Below are 25,486 nucleotides of genomic sequence, written 5' to 3'. Positions count from 1 at the left end.
TGACAGTCCATACGGTCACGGTAGGGTGTGCGACTCTCTCCCGTTCTGGTCGTTTCCCATGCCTGCCCCTGAGTTCGCGGACCTGCTGTCTCGACACATGCGGCGGATCCGGGCCAGTGCCGGCGGGGTGGCCGCCGAGATCGGCATCAGTCGCGAGGCAGTCAACAACTGGCGCGCCGGTACCTCGCGGCCCAGCCGCCGGCATCGCGACCGGGTACTGGCCTGCGCCAACTACCTGCGCCTGACCGAAACCGAATGCAATGCATTGCTGCAGTCGGTGGGGTTCGAACCGGAATTCCCGGTGGAGGCGGTGTCGGAAAGGGATGAGCAGGGCGACCCCGCCGTTTCCGTGCCTCCCACCGTCACCCGGCTGTTCGACCGCCTGCAGTCGCTGCGCCCGTACCCGGTGAGCCTGCTGTTGACCCAGGCCCATTGGGGGCAGCCGCCCGAGCGCGCCGCGATCCTTGCTGAAGCAGCGGCACGCTATGGGCAGGAGCGCGTGCTGCATCTGCAGCCGCCGTTCCGCTCGGGCGAGGGCGACCAGGACTACTTTGCCTTGCTGGCCGCACAGTGCGGGCTGGAGGGCATTGGATCGGACGCCAGTTTCGAGATGGCGCTGGCGCGCCGGCTGCAGCAGCCCGGTGCGCTGTTCTGTCTGGTCAGCCGGTTCGAGCAGGGGGCATCCGGGCCGCGCGATGTGCTGGCCGGGATCCTGCGCAGCCTCAGCGAGATGTACAGCGGCAAACTGCACCTGCTGATCTGTGGCGGCGCCGCGTTGGCCGACCTGAAGTACCAGGGCGGCGATCTTTCGCTGCTCAATATTGCCGCCAGCGAGAGCTGGCCGGAGCTGGGAATCGAGGACCTGCGGCGCAGTGCCCCCGGCATTGGCGATGACACGCTTGCGCGCGCGCTGCGGTTGTCCGGCGGGCACCCGTTGTTGGCGCAGGCCGCGCTGACGTTGCTCGTTGACACCGCTCTCGACGACGAGGCGGTCACCGATACGCTGTCCAGCCATCCACGCCTGTGGGAGGCACTGGTACCGCTGTTGCGCGATGACGCTGCGCGTATCGCGGTGCAGGGATGGCTGGCGCACCAGGTGGTTGCACCGGCGCGGCCGTACCTGGCCGATCCGCTGCTGCGCCACCTGTACTGGAACAACCTGCTGGCCGCGCGACCGCACCCGCAGGGGCAATGCCTGGAATGGCGCTGCGAGGCGATCCGCCGCGCCGTGCGACAGGTCATCGACGGCATGCAGGTGCAGACCGCATGAGCAGGCCACCGCGCGGGCAACCGGTACTGCGCTGGTGGTGGCTGCTGCTGGTGGCCGGCCTGACCTGGTTCGTGGGCAGCTACCTGTTCGTGCCGTGGCTCAACCCCGTGCAGCTGCTGCGCATGCAGCGCGACCGCGAAAGCATGATGCTCATGCAGCAGGCCAACATCGACATGATGTTCCTGCGCGAAGAAGCATTGTCGTATTGGCTGCAGCACGAACGCTGGCCGCAGCAGGTGCACGTGCCCGGCGTGCACGACCGGGAAGAAACCCTGGTCGTTGCCGAACTGCCGCAGCCGTTCGTGCTGCGCCTGCGCTTCACCGACCGCTTCCCGGCCAACAGCGGGCTGCGCGGTGCGGCCATCGAGCAGACGCTGGAGCCGCGCACCCAGTACTGGCGGTGCCGTCCTGGCGATCCTGCGCCACCGTCGCGCTGGCTGCCGGCCAACTGCCATGCGCAGGCGCCGTGGGGCATCGTGCAATGGTTGTCGGTGGTGCTGTGGCTGTCGGTGCTGGGCCTGGCCGGTTTGGGCATGCTCTGGTACTGGGTGCGGCCGGCGGTGGCCGACATCGTGCGCGAGCCACAGCGGCTGCTTGCCCAGCCGCTGCAGGCGCTGCCCGTCATCGACCGCCAGCTGGGATGGTTGCGGCTCAAGGATCGCGTCCTGGCCGGTGCCGGGATTGCCACGGTGCGCTGGCGCGACGCGCTGCGGCACCTGCAGGCCACGCCAATGACACGCGCACTGCAGCTGGCCGCGCGCATCGGTGCGATCGACGCGCCGGCACCGGGCTGGGCGCTGACCGGCCTGGTCCGCGAATGGACCCTGCCGGACAAGCTGCCGCTGGCCTTGGAACGGTTGTGGCTGTACCAGCCCGATCCGGCGCTGGCGGCCGATGCCATCGTGCAGCAGTTGCGCGCCATGCCCAATGGCCAGGACGTGGTGCTGGTGGTGAGCCCCTCGCTGGCGGTCGAGGCCGAACTGGCTGCGTACGCCGACGATCCGGCCAACCTGTGCGTGTGCCTTGGCCAGGCCGCACAGACCCGCTGGCTGCTGCAGCCGGGCGCGCTCGATGCGCTGGCAGGCCTGCTGGCCCGGCAGCTCCGGGTAACCCGCATCTCGCCCTACCAGACCCATGGCGGCATCACCCGCCCGGCGGCCTTCTTTGGGCGCGAGTCGCTGCTGGCGCGGGTGCTCAACCGCGAGCCCGGCAACTACCTGCTGGTGGGCGGACGGCAGCTGGGCAAGACCAGTTTGATGAAGGCGATCGAGCGGCGCTTTGTCGGCCACCCGCGCGTGCACTGCGTGTACCTGTCGCTGCGCGACCATCGGCTGACGATGCGGTTGGCGCTGGAACTTGGTTTGGCCGAAGACACCGGGATCGATGCGCTGGTCGCCGAGCTGTCTTCGCGTGCGCAGGGGCGTGGCCTGCTGCTGCTGATCGACGAGACCGATCTGTTCCTGCGCGCTGAAGCGGCACATGGCTACCCGCAACTGGCGGCGCTGCGCGCGCTGAGCGAAGAGGGGCGTTGCCACTTCATGCTGGCCGGGTTCTGGGACCTGTATGAAGCGGTTACCCTGGATTTCGCCTCACCGCTGCGCAACTTCGGCGAAGTGATCCATATCGGCGGACTGGAGCAGGACGCCTGCCTGGCGCTGGCCACCGAACCGATGGCGCGCCTGGGCGTGCACTTCGCCAGCCCGGACCTGCCGCAGCGGCTGGTGGCGGCGTGCGGTCGCCGCGCCAACCTCGTCGCCATTGCCTGCCAGCAGCTGCTGGGCCAGCTGGACCGGGGCCAGCGCGTGCTCGATGCAACACAGGTACATGCGGCGCTGGTCAGCGAGCCGATGTTCGATGCGCTGGCCGGGTGGGCGCGGCTGAGTCCCGATCCCCTGGCGTGCCGCATCGACCGGATCGTGGTGTACCAGGTAGCAGGTGCGCAGCTGGTCGGGAGCGGCGAGCGTGGCATCACCCTGGTGGAACTGCTGGCTGCATTCGATGCGGCGGGTGCGCGGGTCGATCCGGAGCAGGTCCGCCACGCCTTGGCGCGGTTGCAGCTGGCATATGTCGTTCGCCGTGAGGCCGATGGATTGCCGTATGTGTTTGCGGTGCCGGTGTTCGTTACCCAGTTCCAGCGTGAGGAAGTCCAAGCGCTGCTGCAGCGAGAACTGCAGGCGCTGGCGGCGGGCGCGGCGGTTTGACTCCGGTGTCAGGATAACGAATGAGAAATTACGTCTCTTCGTGACGCAATTCCCTGTGTGTATCGACGCGATTCTGGGATAGTGGTGCGATGTTCGTGCGCCACGGCGGAGTAATGCTGCATCCACAGGAATTGTCTTCTTCGCAGATTGGCGCCGTGCTGGCCCAGGCCTATGGCCTGCACGTCAGCCATGTCATGCAGCGGCCGGCGGGGGCCGATGCAGGCGCCACGGTGTACCAGGTCACCTCCGATGACGGCACGCGCTGGTGGTTGAAGTGCCGCCGCTATGCCGTGGCCGATGCCGTGTGGGAGGTCGTGCAGCACCTGCGCTGCGCGCTCGGCCTGGACGAAGTGGTGGCCCCGCAGCCTGCGCTTGATGGCGCCCCGGCCACGCACGCCGAGGGCCTGCAGTGGACCCTGTTTGCCTATGTGGAGGGCGAGTCGGGGTTCGAAGTGGCCCTGTCGCAGGCGCAGTGGCACCGGCTGGGCCAGGTGTTGCGCCAGGTGCATGACACCGCGTTGCCGGCCCGGTTGGCGTCCGGTCTGGCGCAACCGGGATTCGACGATGACACGGCGGTGGAGCGGGTGGGTTCGTGGCTGCAGCGCGGCGATGACCGCTGGCCCATTCCCGATGCCCTGGCCGAGGAATACCGGCGTGCTTGGCGGCAACGGCAGGCGCGGGTGGGCGAGGTCTGGCAGCACTGCGTGGCGCTGCGTGAACGCCTGGCCGGGCAGCGCTGGTCGCGCGGGCTGTGCCATGGCGACCTGCACGCGGGCAACCTGTTGCTGCGCGCAGATGGCGGGCTGCACCTGATCGACTGGGACGACATGGTGCTGGCGCCACGCGAGCGCGACCTGATGTTCGTCGGTGCCGGCGTAGGCGGTCGCTGGGGGCGCGATGATCCGCCGCGGTTCCATGAAGGGTACGGCGCGATCGCCCTGGACCCGGTCCGGCTGGCGTATTACCGCCATTGGCGGATCCTGCACGACCTGCAGGAGTTCCACGACCTGCTGCTCGAACCCGGCGCGGCATCGCGTCCGCCCAGCCAGCGCCGGCAGGCGTTGCGTTTCATGGAGGAGCAGTTCGCGCCGGGCAATGTGATCGACGCGGCTGCGCGAAGCTGGGCTGCCGTGGAGTAGCGCGGGTGGTCGACCGTGCTTACTCGCCAGGCTTGGCGCCGGCTGTGGCGGCTTTCGATGCCGCACGCCGCACCAGTACTGCTTCGCGGTGGGCGATGTAGGCATTGGCGGCCAGAATGATGCCCGCGCCGATCACGGTCCAGCGGTCCAGCGTTTCACCGAACAGCAGCCAGCCCAGCAGGCTGACTAGCGGCAGCTGCATGAAGCTGATCGGGGTGAGCGCCGAGACTTCGCCCAAGCGCAACGCGCGGGTCCACAACAGCTGCCCCAGCGTGCCCAGCACGCCGGTAGCGGCCAGCCAGACCCACGCAACGCCGCTGGGCCAGACCCAGCCGAAGAGGGCAGGCACCAGCGACAGCGGTACCCAGAACACATAGGTGTAGAACACCACGGTGTCGGCCCCGTCCACGCGGGTCAGCTGCTTGATCTGGATGGCCACCAGCGAACTGAGCACGGCGGCAAGCACCGCCACCAGCACGCCCGGGCTGAACGTGTCGGCGCCGGGGCGAACGATGATCAGCACCCCGATGAAGCCACAGACCACGGCGGCCCAACGGCGCGCGCGTACCTTCTCGCCAAGGAACAGCACCGCGGCAATCGTGACGAACAGGGGCGTGGAGTACGACAGCGAGATCGCCTGCGACATCGGAAGGTGGCCGATCGCCCAGAACGCGCAGAGCATCGAGGCCAGCCCGATCAGGCTGCGCACGAAATAGCGGGGCAGCTGGGTCGTGCGGAACGGCGAGCTGCCCGGGCGCAACAGGAACGGCAGCAGCGCCAGCAGGCCGAACGCATTGCGGAAGAACGCCACTTCCTGGGTGGGCACGTAGCGGGTGGCGTAGCGGATCGCCACGGCCATCAACCCGAATGCCATGGTGCTGCCCAGCATCAAAAGCGCCGCACGCATCGGTGTCGGCGCTGGAAGGGCGAGCTGGACGGTCACCACTGTGCGCCGATCAGGCGCGGCTCCGGTTCGATGGGTACGCCGAACTTCTCCAGCACCGAGGCGGAAATGCGCCGCGCCAGCGCGAGCAGTTCGGCACCGGTGGCGTTGCCGTGGTTGACCAGCACCAGTGCGTGCTGGGGCGCCACGCCGGCATCGCCCTCGCGGAAGCCCTTCCAGCCGCAGGCTTCGATCATCCAGGCGGCCGAAAGCTTGCGCCGGTCGTCCTGGTCGGCCGGGTACACCGGCAGGCCGGGGAAGTGCTGCAGCAGCACCTCCACCTGTTCCAGCGGCAGCACCGGGTTCTTGAAGAAACTGCCAGCATTGCCGAGCACGTCCGGGTCGGGCAGCTTGCGCCGGCGGATTGCGATCACCGCATTGGCCACGTCGGCGGCCACCGGCAGCTCCACGCCCATCGCCTGCATCTCTTCGGCAATGCCCGCATAGCCCAGGCGCAGGTCATGCAGCAGCGGCAGGCGCAGCTCGATGGCGCTGATCAGGTAGCGGTCCGCATCGTGCTTGAAGACACTGTCGCGGTAGCTGAAGGCACAGGCGTCGGCGTCCAGCCGCACCCATTCGTTGTTCTGGCGGTCCCAGGCGTCCACCGCCTGGATGAACTCATCAACCTGCACGCCATAGGCGCCGATGTTCTGGATCGGCGCCGCGCCGGCCGTGCCGGGAATCAGCGCCAGGTTCTCCAGCCCGGACAGGCCGTTCTGCAGCGACCACATCACCAGGCCGTGCCAGTTCACGCCGGCGCCGGCTCGCACCACGGTGTGGTCGGCGCGGTGTTCCAGCACTTCGATGGAGCGGTTGGCGAACACCAGCACGGTGCCGGGCACGTCGTCGGCGATCAGCACGTTGCTGCCGCTGCCGAGCACCAGCAGCGGGTGGCCGGCCACCTGGGGCAGGGCCAGCACATCCGGCAGCAGGGTGGCGTCGTGCAGCTCCAGCAGCTGTTCTGCGACCGCGTCGACGTGGAAGGTGTTGAGGGCCTTCAGTGAGGCATTTTCGGTCAGCGACCAGGCAGGCATTGCAGTACTCATAGGGGGGCCACCGCGCCACGGCTGGGGGCTTCGCGGCGTCGGCGGATCGCCTCGACGCAGTCGTGCACCAGCGCCGGGCCGCGGAAGATCAGGCCGCTGTAGCACTGCACCAGGGCAGCACCTGCGGCCATCTTGGCCACGGCATCGGCACCGGACAGGATGCCGCCGACGCCGATCAACGGGGTGGATTCGGGCAGGCGCGCGCGCAGGCGGCGCAGCACCAGGGTGGACTGGCCCAGCAGCGGCGCGCCGGACAGGCCGCCGGCTTCGCTGGCGTTACGGTCACCGGCCACCGCGCTGCGGTCGACGGTGGTGTTGGTGGCGATCACGCCGTCCACCTTCAGTTCGCCCAGCACGCGCGCTGCGGCATCGATGTCGCGGTCGCTCAGGTCCGGGGCGACCTTGACCAGCATCGGGACCCGCTTGCCATGCTTGGCGGCCAGTGCTTCCTGGCTTTCGCGCAGCTGCGATACCAGCTGGCGCAGCGCGGTTTCTTCCTGCAGTTCGCGCAGGCCGGCGGTATTGGGCGAGGAGATGTTGACGGTGATGTAATCGGCCAGCGGATACACCTTCTGCAGGCAATGCTGGTAATCGTCGAACGCCTGCTCGTTGGGGGTGTCCTTGTTCTTGCCGATGTTGATGCCGAGCAGGCCGCCCTGGCGCCGCGAACGTTCGACATTGCGCACCAGCGCATCCACGCCGAGGTTGTTGAAGCCCATGCGGTTGATGATCGCGTGGTGGGCAGGCAGCCGGAACAGGCGCGGTCTGGGATTGCCTTCCTGCGGCCGCGGGGTGATGGTGCCGATCTCCACGAACCCGAACCCCAGCGCGAACAGCGCGTCGATGTGCTCGCCATTCTTGTCCAGGCCGGCACCCAGGCCGACCGGGTTGGGGAAGCTCAGCCCGAACACGTTGGTCGGCAACGGGGCAGGGCGGCGTGCCACCAGCGGCGTGGTGCCGGTGCGGTAGGCGAGCTCAAGCGCACTCAGGCCCAGGCCATGGGCGCGTTCGGCGTCCAGGGAAAACAGGAAGGGTCGGGCAAGCGAGTACATGGCGTCCAGTCAGTCCAGCGTGCCGACGAAGGCACGGGTTTGGTATTCAAAAGCAATTTTGCCATCGACCGCGTGCGCATCGAACAGCTGCTGCAGCGCCTCCAGCATCGGGGCGTGGCGCGGGTGGCCCGGCGGCGGGGCATACGATGACGACAGCAGGCGGCCGCGCAGGCCATCGGCGTCCATGTACTGCGCGTTCGGGAACCGGGCGATGCCGCGCAGGCCCGGGCCGAACCACGCGCGCATGGCATCGTCGTCCTGGTAGCGCTCGGCCACCTGCGTGTAATCGGTGCCGAACTCCAGCAGCAGCTGCTCATAGCCCACCAGGAAGGGCGAGGCGTCGAGCAGGCGCGAGTTCCAGAACACCAGCGCCAAGCCTTCCGGGTGCAGGATGCGCTTCCATTCGGTGCGCACCGCGTCGGTGTCGAACCAGTGGAAGGCTTGTGCCGCTGCAACCAGGCCGACGCTGTCGTCGGCCAGCGTGGTGGCTTCGGCGGTGCCGTCCACCAGCTTCAGGCGCAGGTACTCTTTGGCCAGCAGCGCTTCGGCCGCCTCGCGCATGGCCGCGTTGGGTTCCACCGCGATCACCGGATGCCCGGTGGCCAGGAACAGGCGCGTGGAGATGCCGGTGCCGGCGCCGATGTCGGCGACCAGGGTTTCGGTGGGCACGCCGATTTCGTGGTGCAGCCAGTCGAGCAGGGCCGGGGGATAGTCGGGCCGGTAGCGCACATAGTCCGCCACGCGGTTGCTGAAACGCTCGGTTGCGTCCGATGGGCTCATGCGCACCTCAGGAGAATTGGGGGATCAGCAGGGTCAGTCCACCCAGGAACAGAATGAACAGCAGGACCGCGAGGAAGCTGGTCACCACCATCACATAGCCCAGGATCAGGCCGGCCAGCGCCATGCCGTCCCCTTCCAGCTCCAGCGGGCGGCGGCGGATCTCGGCGCGGGCCAGGTGGCCGGTGATGATGGCCGCCACGCTGCCCAGGAACGGCAGCGCGGTCCAACCCAGGATGCCGGCGATCAGGCTGATCAGGGCCAGCGCGCTGGTTTGGCGGGGTGGGAGGCTCATGCGGCTCCTGGGGGAAGGTGGGACAGGGGAATCATAGGGCCAGCGACGGGTTTATCCCATCAGGACCTGGCCGCCATCGACATTCAACGTGTGCCCGGTGATCCAGCGCGCCATCGGCGAGCACAGGAACAGGGCGGCATCGGCGATTTCCTGCGGCTGCCCGAAGCGGCCGAACGGGATCTTGGCCAGGGTGCCGTGGTACAGCGCCGGGTCCTGTTCGCGCCGGCGTGCCCACAGCCCGTCCTCGAACTCGATCGAGCCGGGGGCAATGGCGTTCACCCGGATCCGGTGCGGGGCCAGCGCGAGCGCCTGCGAGGTGGTGTAGTGCATCAGCGCGGCCTTGGCGGCGCCATACGGGGCCGCGCCGGGGCGTGGCTGCTGGGCGGCGATCGAGGCCAGGTTGAGGATGCAGGCATCGGCCGACTGCTTCAGCCAGGGCAGGGCGAGGCGGGAGGCGCGCACCGCTGACATCAGGTCCACGCCCAGGCTGGCTTCCCAGCCGGCCTCGTCGTCGGTCATGCCGGAGCCGGTAGCGTTGTTGATCAGCACATCGATACCGCCGAGCGCGTCGGCCGCACTGGCCAGCCAGTGCTCGATATCGGCCAGGCGCGAGAGGTCGGCGACAGCGGTGTGCAGCGACAGCCCTTGGGCAGCGGCGTCATCGCGCAGTGCGGCAAGGCCGGGTTCGCCGCGGGCGCACACCGATACACGGGCGCCCGCAGCGGCAAAGGCCAGCGCCATCGCGCGGCCGATGCCTTTGCTGCCACCGGCCACCAGTACGCGGCGGCCGGTGTAATCCAGGCTGGGGCGTTCAACCATCACAGGTCGAACTTGATGCCCTGGGCCAGCGGCAGCGAATCGGAGTAGTTGATGGTGTTGGTCTGGCGGCGCATGTAGACCTTCCACGCATCCGAACCGGACTCACGGCCACCGCCGGTGTCCTTCTCGCCACCGAAAGCGCCGCCGATTTCCGCACCGGAGGTGCCGATGTTGACGTTGGCGATGCCGCAGTCCGAACCGGCCGCCGACAGGAAGCGCTCGGCCACCTTCAGGTTCTGGGTGAAGATCGACGAGGACAGGCCCTGCGGCACGCCGTTCTGCATGTCGATGGCCTCGTCCAGCGTGCTGTACTTCATCACGTACAGGATCGGTGCGAAGGTTTCGTGCTGCACCACTTCATCGCTGTTCTTCAGCCCGGTGACAATGGCCGGCAGCACGAAGTTGCCGGCGCGGTCGATGCGGGTACCGCCGGTTTCGATGGTGCCGCCGCTGGCCTTGGCCTTTTCAATCGAGGCCAGGAACTGCTGCACCGCGCTGTCGCTGTTGAGCGGGCCCATCAGGTTGGCCGCATCGGTCGGATCGCCGATCTTGCCTTCCACCTGCTTGTACGCCTTGACCAGCGTGGCCAGCACGTTGTCGTAGATGGATTCGTGCACGATCAGGCGGCGCGTGGTGGTGCAGCGCTGGCCGGCGGTGCCGACCGCACCGAACACGATGCCCGGGATGGCCAGCTTCAGGTCCGCGCTTTCATCCAGGATGATGGCGTTGTTGCCACCCAGTTCCAGCAGGCAGCGGCCCAGGCGGTGGGCGACCTTCTCGGCGACCTGGCGGCCGACCTGGGTCGAACCGGTGAAGCTGATCAGCGGCACGCGCTTGTCGGCCACCAGCTTCTGCGACAGCTCGGTGCCGGCGTCGTTGACCAGGAAGAAGATGTCCGGGAAGCCGGCGCCACGCAGTGCTTCATTGCAGATGCGCATGGACGCGATGGCGGTCAGCGGGGTCTTGTTGGACGGCTTCCACAGGCACACGTCACCGCAGATCGCGGCCAGGAACGAGTTCCATGCCCACACCGCCACCGGGAAGTTGAACGCGCTGATGATGCCGACCAGGCCCAGCGGCTGGTACTGCTCGTACATGCGGTGGCCGGGGCGCTCGGAATGCATGGTGTAGCCGTACAGCATGCGGCTCTGGCCCACGGCGAAGTCGGCGATGTCGATCATCTCCTGCACTTCACCGTCGCCTTCCGGCTTGCTCTTGCCCATTTCCAGTGCAACCAAAGAGCCCAGCGCATCCTTGTTGGCGCGCAGCGCTTCGCCACACAGGCGCACGGCTTCGCCACGGCGCGGGGCCGGGGTCGTGCGCCACACCTTGAACGCTTCCTGGGCACGGGCCACGATGGTTTCGTAGTCGGCGTCGGTGGTGGCGTGCACCTGGGCGATGGCCTCGCCGGTGGTCGGGTTGACCGAGGTGATCACGCCCGCGCTGGTGGCCGACGACCACTCGCCGTTGCCAAGGTAGGTGCCAGCGTTGGTCGCGTCGAGGCCGAGCGCCTTGAGCAGGTCAGAGGACATGCAAACTCCTGTTGCGGATCGAAAAAGGGCGCAGCCGCTGGCAGGGTGGGGTGCGGCGTGCAGAACGACGATTCTAACCCGTCGCGATCCGCCGTACCGACCAACGGTCGGTACCTACCGGGACGCCAACCCGGTAGCGCCCGACGGTTGGTCGGGCGGCGCCCCTTGCCAACCCGCTAGAATGGACACCATTGTTCGTCCCCCAGGAATCTGAATGAACGTTACCGTTGCAGAAGGCGTGGTCGTTGGGAACCGTCTCCCGTTCGTGCTGTTTGGCGGCCTGAATGTGCTCGAAGACCTCGATTCGACCCTGCACGCGGCCGAACACTTCACCAAGGTCACGGCCAAGCTGGGCATTCCGTACGTGTTCAAGGCCTCCTTCGACAAGGCCAACCGCTCCTCGATCCATTCCTTCCGTGGCGTGGGCCTGGACGACGGGCTGCGCATCTTCGAGGAAGTGAAGCGGCAGTTCGGCGTGCCGGTGATCACCGACGTGCATGAAGTGGCCCAGGCCGCGCCGGTGGCCGAAGTGGTTGATGTGCTGCAGATTCCGGCGTTCCTGGCCCGCCAGACCGATCTGGTGGTGGCCATCGCCCAGACCGGGCGTGCCGTGAACATCAAGAAGCCGCAGTTCCTCAGCCCCACGCAGATCAAGCACATCGTGTCCAAGATCCGCGAAGCGGGCAACGAGAACATCATCCTGTGCGAGCGCGGTTCGCAGTTCGGCTACGACAACCTGGTCGTGGACATGCTGGGCTTCCGCGAAATGATCGAATCCACCGGTGGGCTGCCGGCGATCTTCGACGTCACCCACAGCCTGCAGCGCCGCGATGCCGGCAGCGAAGCCTCCGGTGGCCGCCGCCGCCAGGTGGCCGAGCTGGCCCGCTCGGGCATGGCGCTGGGCCTGGCCGGCCTGTTCCTGGAAGCGCACCGCGACCCGGACCATGCCCGTTGCGACGGCCCCAGCGCCCTGCCGCTGAGCGCGCTGGAACCGTTCCTGGCCCAGATCAAGGCCGTGGACGAGCTGGTCAAGGGCTTCGCGGAGCTGGAAATCCGCTGACCCGGGCGTACCCGCGCGGCGCCATCGGCCTTGGTCCTGTCGCTGAATGTGGGTATCCTTCACCGCTGCATGCACGCAATGTGCGTGCAGCCTGCGGCCAGGCACGCTTGCCTGGCCCGCACATGGCCCCGTAGCTCAGCTGGATAGAGCGTCCCCCTCCTAAGGGGAAGGTCGCCCGTTCGAATCGGGCCGGGGTCACCATGTTCGAGGCCTGCTGTGCGCGTAGTTTTACCGGCGCTGGTCCAGTAAATCCTCAGAGGTCCAGCTGACCGCAGGCGGTCACGATGGGATTTCCCGGCCCACGCAGGATTCCGTCGATGAACCGTACTGTCTGGCTCTGCATGGCGGTCGTCGCACCGCTGCTCCTGTCCGGCTGCAACGGCAGCACGCCTGAAGCGACGCCAGCGGACGGTACGCCGCCGACCACGGCCAGTGCGCCATCAGCCACCGCGCCCGCGTATACCGACCAGGACATCAGCGATGCGTGGATCTACCTGCTGGGGCGGCTGCTGGTGCTCCGGCAGCAGAAGGCGGATCTGGCCGAGGGGATGAAATGGAACGAATTCACCCACCGCAAGCCCGGTGCGGTCGAATGGCCCAACCCCAATCTGGACGTTGCTTACTCGGAGGCCTGGGTGGCGCTGGACGAAAACAGCTGCACGCAGGTGACGGTGCCGAAGATCACGGGGCGCTACTACACCGTGCAGTTCCTCAATGGATGGGGCGAAACCCTGGCCAACATCAATGCACGGACCCAGCCCACGCGTGACTGGGGCGAGTTCGCGGTCTGCCTGGAGGGCGCAGACGTCGCCTTGCCCGAAGGCGTGGTCCGGGTCGATGTTCCCGCGCGCTTCCTGCGGGTGCTGGCGCGCGTGGAGCTGGGTGACAACTGGGAACAGGCGGTGGCGCTGCAGCACAAGTTCGCGCTGCGGCCGACCGGCAGCCCCACGCCGCCGACACTGCCCTCGATTCCCCCCTTCGACCCGCAGCACCTTCCCGGCGCGGAAGCGTTCGACAACGCCGTGGCGGTGCTGGACAGCGAGCGCGACCTCAACCCCGGCATGGAAGCGGTAGCGGCCCACGTGCGGGCCATCGCGCAGGGCATCCAGGACCCGACCGAGCGGGCACGGGTGGACCGGGTAGTGCGCGACAAGGGACACGCCGACCTGGCCAAGGCCTCGCCGACCATCGGCCACGGTACCGTCCGGAACGGCTGGGTGCGTCCGGCGGTGGCGGGCTCCTATGGCAATGACTGGCTGGGCCGGACGCTGATCAACCTGGGCGGCATCTGGGCCAACCAGCTTGATGGGGTGTTGTACTTCTAGGGCAGCCTGGATGGCACCAATACCCAGCTCAATGGCGATCACACGTACACCCTGACCTTCCCGAGGGATGCGCTGCCGGCCAGCTTCGCCGAGTACTTCTGGTCGGTCATCGCGGTGGATCCGGTGTACGCGCGGGTACTGCCCAATCCGAAGAACCGGTTCCTGCTCAATCGCGAATCGGGCTTGAAGTACAACGCCGACGGATCGCTCACGCTCTACTTCGCGGCGGAAAGGCCCAAGGACGCGCCCGATCCGAACTGGCTGCCCACGCCGAAGGGGCAGGACTATCGTTTGACGTTCCGGTTCTATGGACCCAAGGGTGGCGTGGCCGATGGAAGCTACTATCCGCCCCCGCTGGTGCGTGTCGATTCGTAGCGAACGGACGCGTCCTGCACGCTGCCGTCGCTGCGCATTGACGAACCGCCTGTCAGGGTGGCTGCGTCGCCACTGAGCAGGAACCCCGTCATGTCATCCATCGAACATCGCCTCGAGTTTCCCTGGCAGCCGGCAGCGCAGGTGCCAGCACCAGATCCCTCGCCGGAGGCACCGTCGCCGCCCGTGGAGTCGCCTCCGGCGCAGGATCCGCCCGCACAGGATCCTCCCAGCGAAATTCCACCGGAACGCGATCCTCCCGCCGAGCAACCTCCCTTGGAGGCGCCGGAGCCTTCGAAGCAGGAATGAATCAAACACGCCGCGCACTGCGCGGCGTTTTCCTTTTCCGACGTACATCGCATGTGATGGCCGCGTCGCATCACCAACACTCATCGACAACATCGTGTTTGCGCGATGCAGACATCACTTAACACTGCAATTTCAAGCTCACGACGACTTCATTGCGAATGCGGAAAAGTGGATTCACCCCGACACGGGTCAACACGAATTCCCTTCAGGAGTAGAAATCAGTGAGCACCGAATCCAAGACCGCGCATACCCTCAATGACCTCATCGAGATCGCCCGTGACGGCAAGGACTTCTACACCGAAGCCGCCACCAAGGTGAAAGATGCCGAGCTGTCCGCGCTGTTCACCCGCATTGCCGGCGTCAAGGCCGACATCGTCACCCGACTGAGCAGCACCGTGCGGGCGACCGGTGAAAAGCCGGCGGAACATGGCACCGTGGTGGGCTCCATGCAGCAGTTCTACGGCAAGGTCCGCGCCACCCTGGGCGATACCCAGTACGGCTATGTGGCCGAACTGGAAGAATCCGAAGATCGCCTGCTGAAGGCCTTCAGGGACGCAGCGAATGACAGCGATACGCCGCCTGCCGCGCGCCAGGAAGTTACCAGCCTGCTGCCGATCGTCGAGGAAACCCACCAGGTCATGCGTACCCGCAAGCACGCCATGAAGCAGTAAGCGGCTGCCGCGGTTCCAGACCGCCAGCAACCGCCAGCAGACGCCCCGGCTCCGACCGGGGCGTTTGCGTATCAGGGGTCTGCGCGATTCCGGACCCCGCCGTACGGGTGTCCTGGATATGGTGCATACTCGATCACAGGTACCGTTGGGATTGCTCATGGAACACATGCGTTGGCTCACGCTTCGTCTTGGCAACAACCAGTCCATCGGGCCATTGGTTCTCAAGGAACTATGGTCCAACGCGTGCGAGACGAACCAGTCGTCGGTGACCCGCGATACCGACGGCCGATCGACGGCCTATGCGCTGCATGCGCCGACGTCGCTTGCGTATCCGAAGCGGGCCGAGCTGCGCATGCGCGAGCTGCTGGAGAAGGCGGGTTACACCTTCACGATGGGCTCCCTGGCAGATCGCCCGGCGCCGCAGCCGGCGCGTTTCCGCTGAGCCGGGCTACCTTGCCTGGCGGGCGAGGGGCAGTACCCGGCGCATGATGCGCACTGGCACGCCCGTGCGATGTGTCTGCCGCTCCAGTGGCTCCCAGCCGAGCGGCGCATACAGGCCGCCATCATCGTGCTCGGTCTGCAGGAACACTTCGCGCACGCCGTAGCCCTGCGCTTTCTGCATCAGTGCCGCGATCAAGTCGCTGGCGAGCGCATGGCCACGGTGCGATGGGCACACGTAAACGCCACCCAGCCAGTGCAGCCGCTCGGGGCGCTCGGCACGTTCATGGAATTTGAGCTGCGCGGCGGCAACGGGCACGTCGTTGTCCGTGGCCATCAGCAGCACGGGCAGCTCGTTGTCGTGCAGGAACACTTCCAGCCGCTGCTGTTCGTCTTCCAGCGTCCAGCCGGGTACCCGGTGGCCCCAGGTGTCGAAATACCAGCGTGCAACAACGGGCAACAGGTGCGGGGCATGGCTCAGGGTCAGAAACGGCATCGGGGTACTCCCTGTACGGCGCGACGGTACTTCCCATGACTACGCCACCGTTATACCACTGGGGTATTGGGCCCTTGCCGTGACGCGTTGCAGGTTTTGAGAACCGCGCGCAGACTTGGATCTTCGGTCACGCCTGTGCTCACGATGTCTTCACCCGCCTTCAACCTTCGCCGCTATGGCCGCTCGTCGAGCGTGGACCACCACGCGTTCGCGCAGTGGGTGGTGCCGGTGCGTGGCGAATTGGCGTTCGAGCTGGAGGGGCAGGGCGCACGCCTGGACGCCCTGCAGGGCGCTTTCGTGGCGCCCATGGCGGGGCATGCGCAGACCGCCGGTGATGACGACCGCTTCCTGATCGTGGACTGCCCAGCGGAGATGTTCGACGACGACACGCTCGAACGCCTGCATCGCCAGCCCGTATTGGCGCTTCCGGCACAGGTTCGCGCCATGGCACAGCGGGTCGGGGGAACGCCGCACGAACGCGTGAATGACGATACGGTTCGCTGCGAGCTGCCCGGGTTGCTGCAGGCGTTCTCGCTGGCGGGCAGTGCGACCCGCCTGCAGGCGGTATGTGCGCGGATCGAGTGCGCACCCGGCCAGGCCTGGCCGGTGGCGCGTATCGCCAGTGAGGTCGGGGTCAGCGGCAGCCGCCTGCACGCCCTGTTCCGCCAGGCGTTCGGGCTCAGCCCGCAGGCCTGGCTGAGTGCCAGCCGGTTGCGCTGGGCCCGGGGGCGGCTGGCGGCCAGCGATGCGTCCATTGCCGACATCGCCCAGCATGCCGGCTATTCCGAGCAGAGCGCGCTGACCCGCGCACTGCGCCGGGAGTGGGGCATGACCCCGGCCGATTACCGGCGCCGCTACCGTCCCGCGCAGTAGTCTCGGTCAAGATCGTCCACCGCGCGGCGCCTACACTGGCGCGGTCTTTCCGTTGCCGGGCGTGTGGTTGCTGATGAATCGTTCGATGGGCGTGGGTATCGCCAATGGCGTCGCTGCTGGCGCGCTGTGGGGCGTGGTGTTCCTGGCACCGGCGGTGCTGAGCCATTTCAGCGCCGTGCAGCTGTCGGCCGGCCGCTACCTGGTCTATGGGCTGATTGCCGTGGTGCTGCTGGCGCCGCGCTGGCGCGAGTTGCGCGAGCGGATCGGCATGGCCGAATGGCGCGGCCTGCTGTGGCTGAGCCTGGCGGGCAACCTGGTGTATTTCGTGCTGCTGGCCCATGCGGTGCAGTGGGCGGGCGGGGCGGCGGCGTCGCTGATTGTCGGGCTGATTCCCGTGGTGGTGACGGTGGCCGGCGTGCGCGAAGAAGGCGCAGTGCCGCTGCGCCAGCTCGCGCCTGCATTGACCCTGTGCCTGTTCGGGGTAGGGCTGGTGGGCTATGAGGCGCTGCAGTCCGAACATGCGCAGGGCTCGGCCAACCAGCGCCTGCTGGGCCTGCTGTGCGCGTTTGGCGCGCTGTTTTCGTGGGCGCTGTATTCCATCGGCAACAGCCGCTGGCTGGCGCGGCGCCCGGACATTTCCGGCCACGACTGGTCGCTGCTGACCGGCGTTGCCACCGGTGCGCTGGCGCTGCTGCTGGTGCCCAGCGCGTTTGTCGTCTCAGGCCCGTCGCACGCGCCGGTCGACTGGATGTGGTTCTGGGTCATCAGCGCGGGTGTGGCGGTCGTCGCCTCGGTGTTCGGCAACGCCTGCTGGAACCGGGCCAGCCGCAACCTGCCGCTGACCCTGACCGGGCAGATGATCGTGTTCGAGACGCTGTTCGCGCTGCTGTACGGGTTCGGCTGGCAGCGGCGCTGGCCGACCCTGATGGAAGCGGTGGCGATCGTCTGCCTGGTCTCCGGCGTGCTGTTGTGCGCGCATGCACACCGCCCGCCGCGGATGGTGGCCGAGCACGCCGGCTGATTCCGTTGCGGGGCCTGGATGGTCACATTCGCAACTTTTTTGCAGACGTTGCCTGCTGTTCGTCGCGTTTGAATTTTTGCGGTGCAACACTTGACAAGCACCCGGTCGGCGTAGTTTTCTTGGTCCATGGTCCTTGCCGCCGCCACTGTCACGATTCGCTCCACCGCCCTTACCGGCGGCATGCGCTGCGTTGCCCTGGCCACCGGTACCACCACCATTACCACCGCCACCACTCGCCTGGTGCGGCCCGTCGTCTTCGCGTAACTTCCGAAAACAACGGCCCCGCACCAGATCAGGTTGCGGGGGATCTCCTTCAGCCTGAATGACGCGGGGCCTCGAATCGAGGTCAGCATGTCTTCTGTCGCCGCTTCACCCGATGCCCTTGCATCGCCTGCATCCTCCGCACCGCTGCGTGCGGCCACCTCGACGGTCGTGCACAAGTTCGGCGGCACTTCCGTGGCCGATGCCGACCGCTACCGCCATGTCGCCCAGCTGCTGCTGGCCCGCGATGAAGCGGTGCAGGTCACCGTGGTGTCGGCCATGAAGGGCGTCACTGACGCGCTGATCGCGCTGGCCGGTGCTGCTGCGGACAACGCCCCGCAGTGGCGCGACGACTGGCACGCACTGCGCGCGCGCCATCGCGGTGCCGCGGTGGCCCTGCTGGGCGAGCACGCGGGCGACACGGTGGAATGGCTGGATGCGCGCTTCGACCACCTGGCCGAAGTACTGGGCGCGTTGGCGGTGATCGGTGAGCTGCCCAACGAGGTGCTCGACCGCGTGCAGGGCCTGGGCGAGGTGTATTCGGCGCACCTGCTGGGCCACTACCTGCGCAGCATCGGCGAGGACTGCGCGGTGCTGGATGCGCGCGAGGTGCTGGTGGTGGACCGCGGCGAACTGGGCGTGGACGTGGACTGGGTGCAGAGCGCGCAGCGTCTGGCGGTGTGGCGCGACGAACATGCGGCCGCGCGCGTGGTGGCCACCGGGTTCGTGGCGCGCGACCGCCGTGACCGGGTGACCACGCTAGGCCGCAACGGCAGCGACTATTCCGGCGCGATCTTCGCCGCGCTGTTCAACGCCGACGAACTGCACATCTGGACCGACGTGGACGGCGTGCTCTCGGCCGACCCGCGGGTGGTGCCCGAAGCCGTGCAGCTGGAGGCGCTCAGCTACGACGAGGCCTGCGAGCTTGCGTATTTCGGCGCGAAGGTGGTGCACCCGCAGACCATGTCGCCCGCCATCGAGCGCGGCCTGCCGATCATCATCCGTAATACCTTCCATCCGGATCACCCCGGGACCCGGATCACCGCCGAACGCACCAGCTCCGGCCCGATCAAGGGACTCACCCTGAGCCCGGAGCTGGCGCTGCTCAACCTGGAAGGCACCGGCCTGATCGGCGTGCCGGGCACGGCCGAACGCGTGTTCGCCGCGCTGCGCAACGCGCACGTATCGGTGGTGATGATCTCGCAGGGTTCGTCGGAACATTCGATCTGCTGCGTGGTGCGCCAGGCCGAGGCGCAGCGGGCGCGTGATGCGCTGCTGCATGCGTTCGCGCACGAACTCAGCCTGGGCCAGGTGCAGCGCGTGCAGCTCACCGACAATGTCAGCGTGCTGGCGGCGGTGGGCGATGGCATGGCCGGGCAGCCGGGCGTGGCCGCGCGCCTGTTCGAATCGCTGGGGCGTGCGCAGGTGAACATCCTGGCCATCGCGCAGGGCTCGTCCGAACGCAACATCTCGGTGGCCGTGGACAGCCGCCACGCGACCAAGGCGCTGCGCGCGGCACACGCCGGATTCTGGCTGTCGCCGCAGACCTTCTCGGTCGGCGTGATCGGTCCCGGCAACGTCGGCGCGGCGCTGCTGGACCAGTTGCTGGTCGCGCAGCCCACGCTGCTGACCCGGGCCAACGTGGACCTCCGGGTGCGCGCAGTGGCATCGCGCAGCCGCATGCACCTGGATGCGCGTGGCGTGCAGGGGGACTGGCGCGCCGCGTTGGCCGGGCAGGCGCAGGCGACCGACTTGGACCAGTTCACCGAGCACCTGCTGTCGGCGCACCTGCCGCACGCATTGATCGTCGACTGCAGCGGCAGCGCCGATGTCGCCGACCGCTATGCCGGCTGGCTGGCGGCTGGCATCCATGTGGTCACTCCCAACAAGCAGGCTGGCGCGGGTCCGTTGCAGCGCTACCACGCCATCCGCGAGGCCGCCGCCGCTACCGGCGCGCGCTTCCGCTACGAGGCGACGGTGGGCGCGGGGCTGCCGGTGATCACCACGCTGCGCGACCTGGTCGATACCGGGGATGAGGTGCTGGCGGTCGATGGCATCTTCTCCGGCACGCTGGCCTGGCTGTTCAACAAGTACGACGGCCAGGTGCCGTTCTCCGAGCTGGTCGCGCAGGCGCGCGGCATGGGCTACACCGAGCCGGACCCGCGCGACGATCTGTCCGGCGTGGATGTCGCGCGCAAGCTGGTCATCCTGGCGCGCGAGGCCGGCCGTGAACTGAGCCTGGAACAGGTCAGCGTGGAAAGCCTGGTGCCCGAGGCACTGCGCCAGGCCAGCGTGGACGACTTCATGAGCGGGTTGGCATCGGTGGATGGTGCATTCGCCGAACGGCTGGAGCAGGCCCGCGCACGCGGTGCGGTGCTGCGCTACGTGGCGCGGTTGTCAGCGGACGCGGCGGAGGTGGGGCTGGTGGAGCTGCCGGTTGGCCACGCGTTTGCCAACCTGCGCCTGACCGACAACGTGGTGCAGTTCACCACGCGCCGCTACTGCGAAAACCCCTTGGTGGTGCAGGGCCCGGGTGCCGGTCCGGAAGTGACCGCTGCGGGTGTGTTCGCCGATGTGCTGCGGGTCGCGGCGGGTGAAGGAGCGCGCCTGTGAGTCCAGACCAGGTGCGGGAAGCACGCGCGTTCTCACCGGCATCGGTGGGCAATGTCGCCGTAGGGTTCGACATCCTGGGGCATGCCATCGCGGGCGTCGGCGACACCGTGACCGTGCGTCGCACTGACGCGCCGGGCGTGCGGATCCTGGCGATCCGGGGCACCACGGTGGATCTGCCGCTGGAAGCGGCCGACAACACCGCAGGTGCAGCGCTGCTGGCGATGATCGACGCGCTGGCGTTGCCGTTCGGCTTCGAACTGGAGATCGACAAGGGCATCGCGCTGGGCTCGGGCATGGGCGGCTCGGCGGCGTCGTGCGTGGCCGCGCTGGTGGCGGCCAATGCACTGCTGGATGCGCCGCTGTCGCGCGAAGCGCTGTATCCGTTCGCGCTGACCGGCGAGGCGGTGGCCAGCGGTGGCCGGCACGGCGACAACCTCGGGCCGATGCTGCTGGGCGGGCTGGTGCTCAGTACGGCGGATCGTCTGGTGAGCATTCCGGTGCCCGCCGGGTGGCACAGCCTGCTGGTGCATCCGGACGCCGTGCTGGAAACGCGTCGCGCGCGCGCGGCCCTGCTGGGTAGCTACGCGCTCTCCGAGTTCGTCACGCAAAGCGCGAACCTGGCGCTGGTGTTGAGCGGCTGCTTCCGCAGTGATGCCGAGCTGGTGCGCGCCGGTCTGCGCGACGTGCTGGTGGAGCCGCGCCGTGCCGGCCTCATCGAGGGATTTTCCGCCGCGCGCGAGGCCGCACTGGGGGCAGGTGCACTGGGTGCCAGCATTTCCGGGGCCGGCCCCAGCGTGTTCGCGTGGTTCGACAGCCAGGCGGCCGCGCAGGCGGCACAGCGCGCCGTGCAGGATGCGTTCGCCGAAGCGGGCTTCGACAGCCAGGGCTGGGTATCGCCGTTGAACGCGCCCGGGGCACAGCTGCTGTGAGCGCCGCTTCCACTCTTCTGCCAGGATCGTCCATGGAATTCGTTTCGACCCGCCACGCCGCACCCGCGGCCACCCTCAGTGCCGCCATCGCCGCCGGCCTCGCCCCCGATGGCGGGCTGTATGTCCCGCAGCAGCGACCGCAGCCGCAGCGCTGGCAGGCGCAGGGCAGCCTGGCGCGCAACGCCGAAGCGGTGCTGGCACCGTTCTTCGCCGGCGACGCGCTCGCCCCGCACCTGTCCACCCTGTGCGAGGACGCGTTCAACTTCCCGGCGCCGCTGCGTGCGCTGGCCACCCCGGGCGACCACGTGCTGGAGCTTTTCCATGGGCCGACCGCCGCGTTCAAGGATTTTGGCGCACGTTTCCTGGCGGCCAGCCTGGCCCAGCTCCAGCGCGACCGTGCCCGCCCGCTGACGATTGTAGTGGCCACCTCGGGCGACACCGGCGCGGCCGTCGCGGCGGCGTTCCATGGCCAGCCGGGCATCCGCGTGGTGGTGCTGTATCCCGATGGCCGCGTCTCGCCGCGCCAGGCGCACCAGCTGGGCTGCTTCGGCGACAACATCCATGCGCTGCGCGTCGCCGGTTCGTTCGACGATTGCCAGGCGATGGTGAAGCAGGCCCTGAGCGACCGCGAGCTGCAGGCAGAGGTGCCCTTGAGCTCGGCCAACAGCATCAGCCTGGGCCGCTGGCTGCCGCAGATGAGCTATTACGCCGACGCGGCGCTGACGCACCACGAGGCGACCGGCGAGATGCTGAACCTGGTGGTGCCCACCGGCAACCTCGGCAACGCGATGGCAGCGGTGCTGGCACGCGCGATGGGCCTGCCGCTGGGCCAGATCGCACTGGCCACCAACGCCAATGACGTGCTGCCGCGCTTCTTCCACGGCGGCGAATACCGGCCGCTGCACAGTGTGGCCACCTTGGCCAACGCGATGGACGTCGGCGCACCCAGCAACTTCGAGCGGCTGCGCTGGCTGTATGAAGAAGACGACGACGCACTGCGCGCAGCGTTCCGTGTCGAGGCGGTGGACGACGCGGCAATCCGCGAACTGATCGCCCGGCGCCATGCGGCAGCGGGCGAAGTCTTCTGCCCGCACACCGCTACGGCGGTGAAGGTGCTTGAACAGCTGCGTGCCGAAGGCGTGCAGGGCGATTGGGCAGTGGCCGCAACCGCGCACCCGGCCAAATTCGAATCGGTGGTCGAACCGCTGATCGGCCGCCCCCTTGAGGTGCCCCCGGCGCTGGCGGCGCTCCTGGAACGCCCCGCGCATGCTGAACCGTGCCCGCCGCATTACGCGGCGCTGAGGGAATTCCTTGAGGCGTGATGGATGTGCGGCCAGGCAGGGCCCGGCGCTATGCGCCGCAGAGGATCTGCAGGCCGGCTTCGTCGAGGATCTCGACGGTGTTCAGATGGGGCAGGGCAATCAGGCCCTGCTGCCGCAGCTTGGTGAACGTACGGCTCACCGTTTCCATGGTCAGCCCAAGATGGTCGGCAATATCACTGCGCCCCATCGGCAAGGTGACCCGCAACCCATTCCCGCCCAGCCGCGCTTCGCGCGCGGCCAGCCGCAGCAGGAAATCGGCCAGCTTTTCGGCCGGCTGCAGGCGGCCCAGCGCCAGCGCCGCATCGGCCGCTTCGTCCAGTGCCTGGCAGGCGCGCTGCAGCAGCTTGCGCTCCAGGTGCGGATAGCGTGCGCGCAGGTCTTTCATCGGGGCCAGGCCCACGCGGCAGACCCGGCTGTCGGCAATGGCTTCGATGTCGTAGCGGTGGTTGTCGCTGCCGGTCAGGCCGAGATAGTCGCCGGGCAGCACGAACCCGCTGATCTGGCGGCGGCCATCGGCCAGGGTGCGGACCAGCCGCAGCGCGCCTTCGGTCAAGGTATAGACATGTTGGCGGGCCTCGCCGGCGCGGGCCAGGGTGGCCCCCAGCGGCAGCGGCTGCGACACCGTGACCCGTTCCAGGGCCTGGACCTCATCAGGCGACAGCGCCGAACACACGGCCAGGTGGCGCACCGAGCAGTGCAGGCAGTCACGCAGCGGCGAGCAGCCCGGTGCGGGATCTTCTACAGCGGCAACAGCGGTTCCGGAGTGGGGCCGGGTCATGTCGAACCAGGGAGCGGGGCCTGCCTATGATACGTCATGCGGCGGTTGGCCCGGTTCGGCGCGGCTGATGACGGCCGCGCGGCCCGGCTGCGGCTAGAATATGCAGCTCGCTCTTCCCCAGTTCCCCGCAGGAGTCCCGCAAGTGATCAAGCCCCGTACGCCGCCCGGCATCATGGAATTGCTGCCGCGCGAGCAGATCGCGTTCCAGCGCATGCTGGACGTCATCCGCCGCAATTACGAGCGGTTCGGGTTCCTGCCGGTGGAAACCCCGGTGTTCGAGCTGTCCGACGTGCTGCTGACCAAGTCCGGTGGCGAGACCGAGCGCCAGGTGTATTTCGTGCAGTCGACCGGTGCGCTGGCCAATGCGGCCGAAGCCGGCGACAAGAGCCTGCCGGAGCTGGCGCTGCGCTTCGACCTGACGGTGCCGCTGGCGCGCTACGTGGCCGAGCACGAACACGACCTGACCTTCCCGTTCCGTCGTTACCAGATGCAGCGGGTGTACCGCGGCGAGCGCGCCCAGCGCGGCCGTTTCCGCGAGTTCTACCAGTGCGACATCGACGTGATCGGCAAGGACAGCCTGAGCACGCGCTATGACGCGGAAGTGCTGGCGGTCATCCATGCGGTGTTCGCGGAGCTGCGCATCGGCGACTTCTCGGTGCAGCTGAACAACCGCAAGCTGATGCGCGGGTTCTTCGAAAGCCTGGGCGTGGCCGACGGCGAGCGCCAGATGGCGGTGCTGCGCGAGGTCGACAAGCTGGACAAGCGCGGCCCGGATTACGTGCGTGAAACGCTGACCGGCGAAGGCTTCGCGATTCCGGCCGAGCAGGTGGACCGGATCCTGGCGTTCGTGGCGGTGCGTTCGAGCAGCCATGCCGATGCGCTCGCGCAGCTGGATGCGCTGGTGGCCGATGGCGCTGCCAGCGAGACGCTGAAGCTGGGCGTGGCCGAGCTGCGCGAGGTGCTGCAGCTGGTGAAGGCGTTGGGCGTGCCGGAAACGGCGTACTGCCTGAACTTCTCGATCGCGCGTGGCCTGGATTACTACACGGGCACGGTGTACGAAACCACGCTGACCGACCACCCGCAGATCGGTTCGATCTGTTCGGGCGGCCGTTACGAGGACCTGGCCAGCCATTACAGCAAGTCCAAGCTGCCGGGCGTGGGCATCTCCATCGGCCTGACCCGCCTGTTCTGGCAGCTGCGCGAGGCGGGCCTGATCGCGGGCATCGAAGACAGCAGCGTGCACGCGCTGGTGGCGCTGATGGACGACAACGGCCTGGCCGATTCGCTGGATATCGCCCGTCGCCTGCGTGTGGGTGGGATCAACGCCGAAGTGCAGATGGAGCCGAAGAAGATCGGCAAGCAGTTCCAGTACGCGGCCAAGGCAGGCATCCGCTTCGTGGTGCTGGCTGGTGAAGACGAGCTGGCGCGTGGCGTGGTGGCGGTGAAGGATCTGCTGCGCGAGCAGCAGTTCGAAGTCGCCCGTGATGAGCTGGCCAGTGCATTGCAGGTGGAGCTGGAGCAGACGCGCGCGATGGCGTGAGTCTGGTTTGGTTGAGGCTTGTCTGACAACGGCACCTTCGGGTGCCGTTGTTGTTTTTGGGTGTCTGATTGCGTGGCTTCACTGTGCACCGGGCGCTGCCCGGTGCTTCATGCATTCGTGCGGAAAGCCCGTTATCACCGGATCCCTGGTTTGGCGGGACGGTGCGGGTTTGCGGGACACGCCGTGAATCCGTCCATGGAGGCTTGGCAAAAACATCCATGTTTTTGACAGTCCCGCAAACCCGCCCCGTCCCACCTTCGACAGCGGGTTGGTGGCCATGGGGAAATGCAACAGCGATTTCGTTCTGGGGTAATGCGTTACCGCGTGTGGATGGTTTGCGGGCAGTCGTCTGGCGACCGACCCTACCACTGTGCTTCGGGCGTCATGGCTGGCAGCGGTAGGGT

23 protein-coding genes and 1 tRNA gene are annotated in these 25,486 nt (G+C 67.9%); 15 read left to right on the top strand and 9 right to left on the bottom strand.

Going from position 1 to position 25,486, the window contains the following annotated elements; translation table 11 throughout:
* Positions 1-58: 58 nt before the first annotated feature.
* The 3 genes from QMX79_RS06480 to QMX79_RS06470 all read left to right on the top strand — a co-directional run bounded on the left by QMX79_RS06480 (position 59) and on the right by QMX79_RS06470 (position 4,610).
* On the top strand, positions 59-1,270 hold the full coding sequence (locus QMX79_RS06480) for a helix-turn-helix transcriptional regulator (RefSeq protein ID WP_282245507.1): 1,212 nt from the start codon (positions 59-61) through the stop codon (positions 1,268-1,270).
* Entirely contained in the window at positions 1,267-3,471 is a 2,205-nt protein-coding gene (locus QMX79_RS06475) for an ATP-binding protein (protein ID WP_282245505.1), read from the top strand. The genes QMX79_RS06480 and QMX79_RS06475 overlap by 4 nt, the downstream gene beginning before the upstream one ends.
* 113 nt (positions 3,472-3,584) lie before the next feature.
* Positions 3,585-4,610: an aminoglycoside phosphotransferase family protein gene (locus tag QMX79_RS06470; RefSeq protein WP_282245503.1), complete on the top strand. Its 1,026-nt coding sequence runs from the start codon at positions 3,585-3,587 to the stop codon at positions 4,608-4,610.
* Positions 4,611-4,629: 19 nt separating this feature from the next.
* Here QMX79_RS06470 and QMX79_RS06465 read toward each other — a convergent pair whose 3' ends face one another.
* Genes QMX79_RS06465 through QMX79_RS06435 form a run of 7 tightly spaced genes read right to left on the bottom strand, consistent with a single transcriptional unit; the run spans position 4,630 to position 11,074 of the window.
* Entirely contained in the window at positions 4,630-5,517 is an 888-nt protein-coding gene (locus QMX79_RS06465) for a DMT family transporter (protein ID WP_282245501.1), read from the bottom strand.
* A 32-nt stretch (positions 5,518-5,549) separates the two neighbouring features.
* Entirely contained in the window at positions 5,550-6,599 is a 1,050-nt protein-coding gene (murB, locus tag QMX79_RS06460) for a UDP-N-acetylmuramate dehydrogenase (RefSeq protein WP_282245499.1), read from the bottom strand.
* Positions 6,596-7,651, bottom strand: a complete 1,056-nt coding sequence (locus QMX79_RS06455) for a quinone-dependent dihydroorotate dehydrogenase (RefSeq protein ID WP_282245497.1) — start codon at positions 7,649-7,651, stop codon at positions 6,596-6,598. Before QMX79_RS06455 ends, murB begins: the two co-directional genes overlap by 4 nt.
* A 9-nt stretch (positions 7,652-7,660) precedes the next feature.
* Positions 7,661-8,431: a class I SAM-dependent methyltransferase gene (locus tag QMX79_RS06450; RefSeq protein WP_282245495.1), complete on the bottom strand. Its 771-nt coding sequence runs from the start codon at positions 8,429-8,431 to the stop codon at positions 7,661-7,663.
* 7 nt (positions 8,432-8,438) lie between these two features.
* On the bottom strand, positions 8,439-8,723 hold the full coding sequence (locus tag QMX79_RS06445; RefSeq protein WP_282245493.1) for a DUF4190 domain-containing protein: 285 nt from the start codon (positions 8,721-8,723) through the stop codon (positions 8,439-8,441).
* A 51-nt stretch (positions 8,724-8,774) separates the two neighbouring features.
* Positions 8,775-9,542, bottom strand: coding sequence for an SDR family oxidoreductase (locus QMX79_RS06440; RefSeq protein ID WP_282245491.1), 768 nt, complete (start codon positions 9,540-9,542; stop codon positions 8,775-8,777).
* Positions 9,542-11,074, bottom strand: coding sequence for an aldehyde dehydrogenase family protein (locus tag QMX79_RS06435; protein WP_095364601.1), 1,533 nt, complete (start codon positions 11,072-11,074; stop codon positions 9,542-9,544). Before QMX79_RS06435 ends, QMX79_RS06440 begins: the two co-directional genes overlap by 1 nt.
* Before the next feature lie 214 nt (positions 11,075-11,288).
* On the opposite strand from QMX79_RS06435, the gene kdsA reads away from it, so the two are divergent.
* The 6 genes from kdsA to QMX79_RS06405 all read left to right on the top strand — a co-directional run bounded on the left by kdsA (position 11,289) and on the right by QMX79_RS06405 (position 15,253).
* Positions 11,289-12,134: a 3-deoxy-8-phosphooctulonate synthase gene (kdsA, locus tag QMX79_RS06430; protein WP_282245479.1), complete on the top strand. Its 846-nt coding sequence runs from the start codon at positions 11,289-11,291 to the stop codon at positions 12,132-12,134.
* 124 nt (positions 12,135-12,258) lie between these two features.
* Positions 12,259-12,335: transfer RNA gene (locus QMX79_RS06425), tRNA-Arg, on the top strand.
* 116 nt (positions 12,336-12,451) lie between these two features.
* Entirely contained in the window at positions 12,452-13,459 is a 1,008-nt protein-coding gene (locus QMX79_RS06420; protein ID WP_282245477.1) for a DUF1254 domain-containing protein, read from the top strand.
* Between the two features lie 6 nt (positions 13,460-13,465).
* On the top strand, positions 13,466-13,834 hold the full coding sequence (locus tag QMX79_RS06415) for a DUF1214 domain-containing protein (RefSeq protein ID WP_282245541.1): 369 nt from the start codon (positions 13,466-13,468) through the stop codon (positions 13,832-13,834).
* Positions 13,835-14,361: 527 nt separating this feature from the next.
* Positions 14,362-14,811, top strand: coding sequence for a PA2169 family four-helix-bundle protein (locus QMX79_RS06410; RefSeq protein WP_282245475.1), 450 nt, complete (start codon positions 14,362-14,364; stop codon positions 14,809-14,811).
* A 157-nt stretch (positions 14,812-14,968) separates the two neighbouring features.
* Positions 14,969-15,253: a hypothetical protein gene (locus tag QMX79_RS06405; RefSeq protein ID WP_282245473.1), complete on the top strand. Its 285-nt coding sequence runs from the start codon at positions 14,969-14,971 to the stop codon at positions 15,251-15,253.
* A 6-nt stretch (positions 15,254-15,259) separates the two neighbouring features.
* Here QMX79_RS06405 and QMX79_RS06400 read toward each other — a convergent pair whose 3' ends face one another.
* Positions 15,260-15,745, bottom strand: coding sequence for a GNAT family N-acetyltransferase (locus QMX79_RS06400; protein WP_282245471.1), 486 nt, complete (start codon positions 15,743-15,745; stop codon positions 15,260-15,262).
* 144 nt (positions 15,746-15,889) lie between these two features.
* Between QMX79_RS06400 and QMX79_RS06395 the strand changes: the two genes are divergently transcribed.
* The 5 genes from QMX79_RS06395 to thrC all read left to right on the top strand — a co-directional run bounded on the left by QMX79_RS06395 (position 15,890) and on the right by thrC (position 22,764).
* Positions 15,890-16,618: an AraC family transcriptional regulator gene (locus tag QMX79_RS06395; RefSeq protein ID WP_282245469.1), complete on the top strand. Its 729-nt coding sequence runs from the start codon at positions 15,890-15,892 to the stop codon at positions 16,616-16,618.
* Positions 16,619-16,691: 73 nt separating this feature from the next.
* On the top strand, positions 16,692-17,639 hold the full coding sequence (locus tag QMX79_RS06390) for a DMT family transporter (RefSeq protein ID WP_282245468.1): 948 nt from the start codon (positions 16,692-16,694) through the stop codon (positions 17,637-17,639).
* Between the two features lie 351 nt (positions 17,640-17,990).
* On the top strand, positions 17,991-20,513 hold the full coding sequence (gene thrA / locus QMX79_RS06385) for a bifunctional aspartate kinase/homoserine dehydrogenase I (protein WP_282245466.1): 2,523 nt from the start codon (positions 17,991-17,993) through the stop codon (positions 20,511-20,513).
* Positions 20,510-21,442, top strand: coding sequence for a homoserine kinase (locus QMX79_RS06380; protein WP_282245465.1), 933 nt, complete (start codon positions 20,510-20,512; stop codon positions 21,440-21,442). Before thrA ends, QMX79_RS06380 begins: the two co-directional genes overlap by 4 nt.
* A gap of 32 nt (positions 21,443-21,474) precedes the next feature.
* Positions 21,475-22,764, top strand: coding sequence for a threonine synthase (thrC, locus tag QMX79_RS06375; protein ID WP_282245463.1), 1,290 nt, complete (start codon positions 21,475-21,477; stop codon positions 22,762-22,764).
* 28 nt (positions 22,765-22,792) lie between these two features.
* Here the strand turns inward: thrC and QMX79_RS06370 are convergent, their stop codons facing one another.
* Entirely contained in the window at positions 22,793-23,542 is a 750-nt protein-coding gene (locus QMX79_RS06370; RefSeq protein ID WP_282245461.1) for a helix-turn-helix domain-containing protein, read from the bottom strand.
* Between the two features lie 142 nt (positions 23,543-23,684).
* Between QMX79_RS06370 and hisS the strand changes: the two genes are divergently transcribed.
* Positions 23,685-25,082 (top strand): histidine--tRNA ligase, encoded by a 1,398-nt coding sequence (gene hisS / locus QMX79_RS06365; RefSeq protein WP_282245459.1) that lies wholly within the window; start codon positions 23,685-23,687, stop codon positions 25,080-25,082.
* Positions 25,083-25,486: the final 404 nt, after the last annotated feature.

The organism is Stenotrophomonas sp. PS02300 (genome assembly GCF_029959395.1).
In the GTDB taxonomy this organism is placed as follows: Bacteria; Pseudomonadota; Gammaproteobacteria; order Xanthomonadales; family Xanthomonadaceae; genus Stenotrophomonas; species Stenotrophomonas maltophilia_AD.
This window is presented reverse-complemented; position numbering and strand designations above follow the sequence as displayed.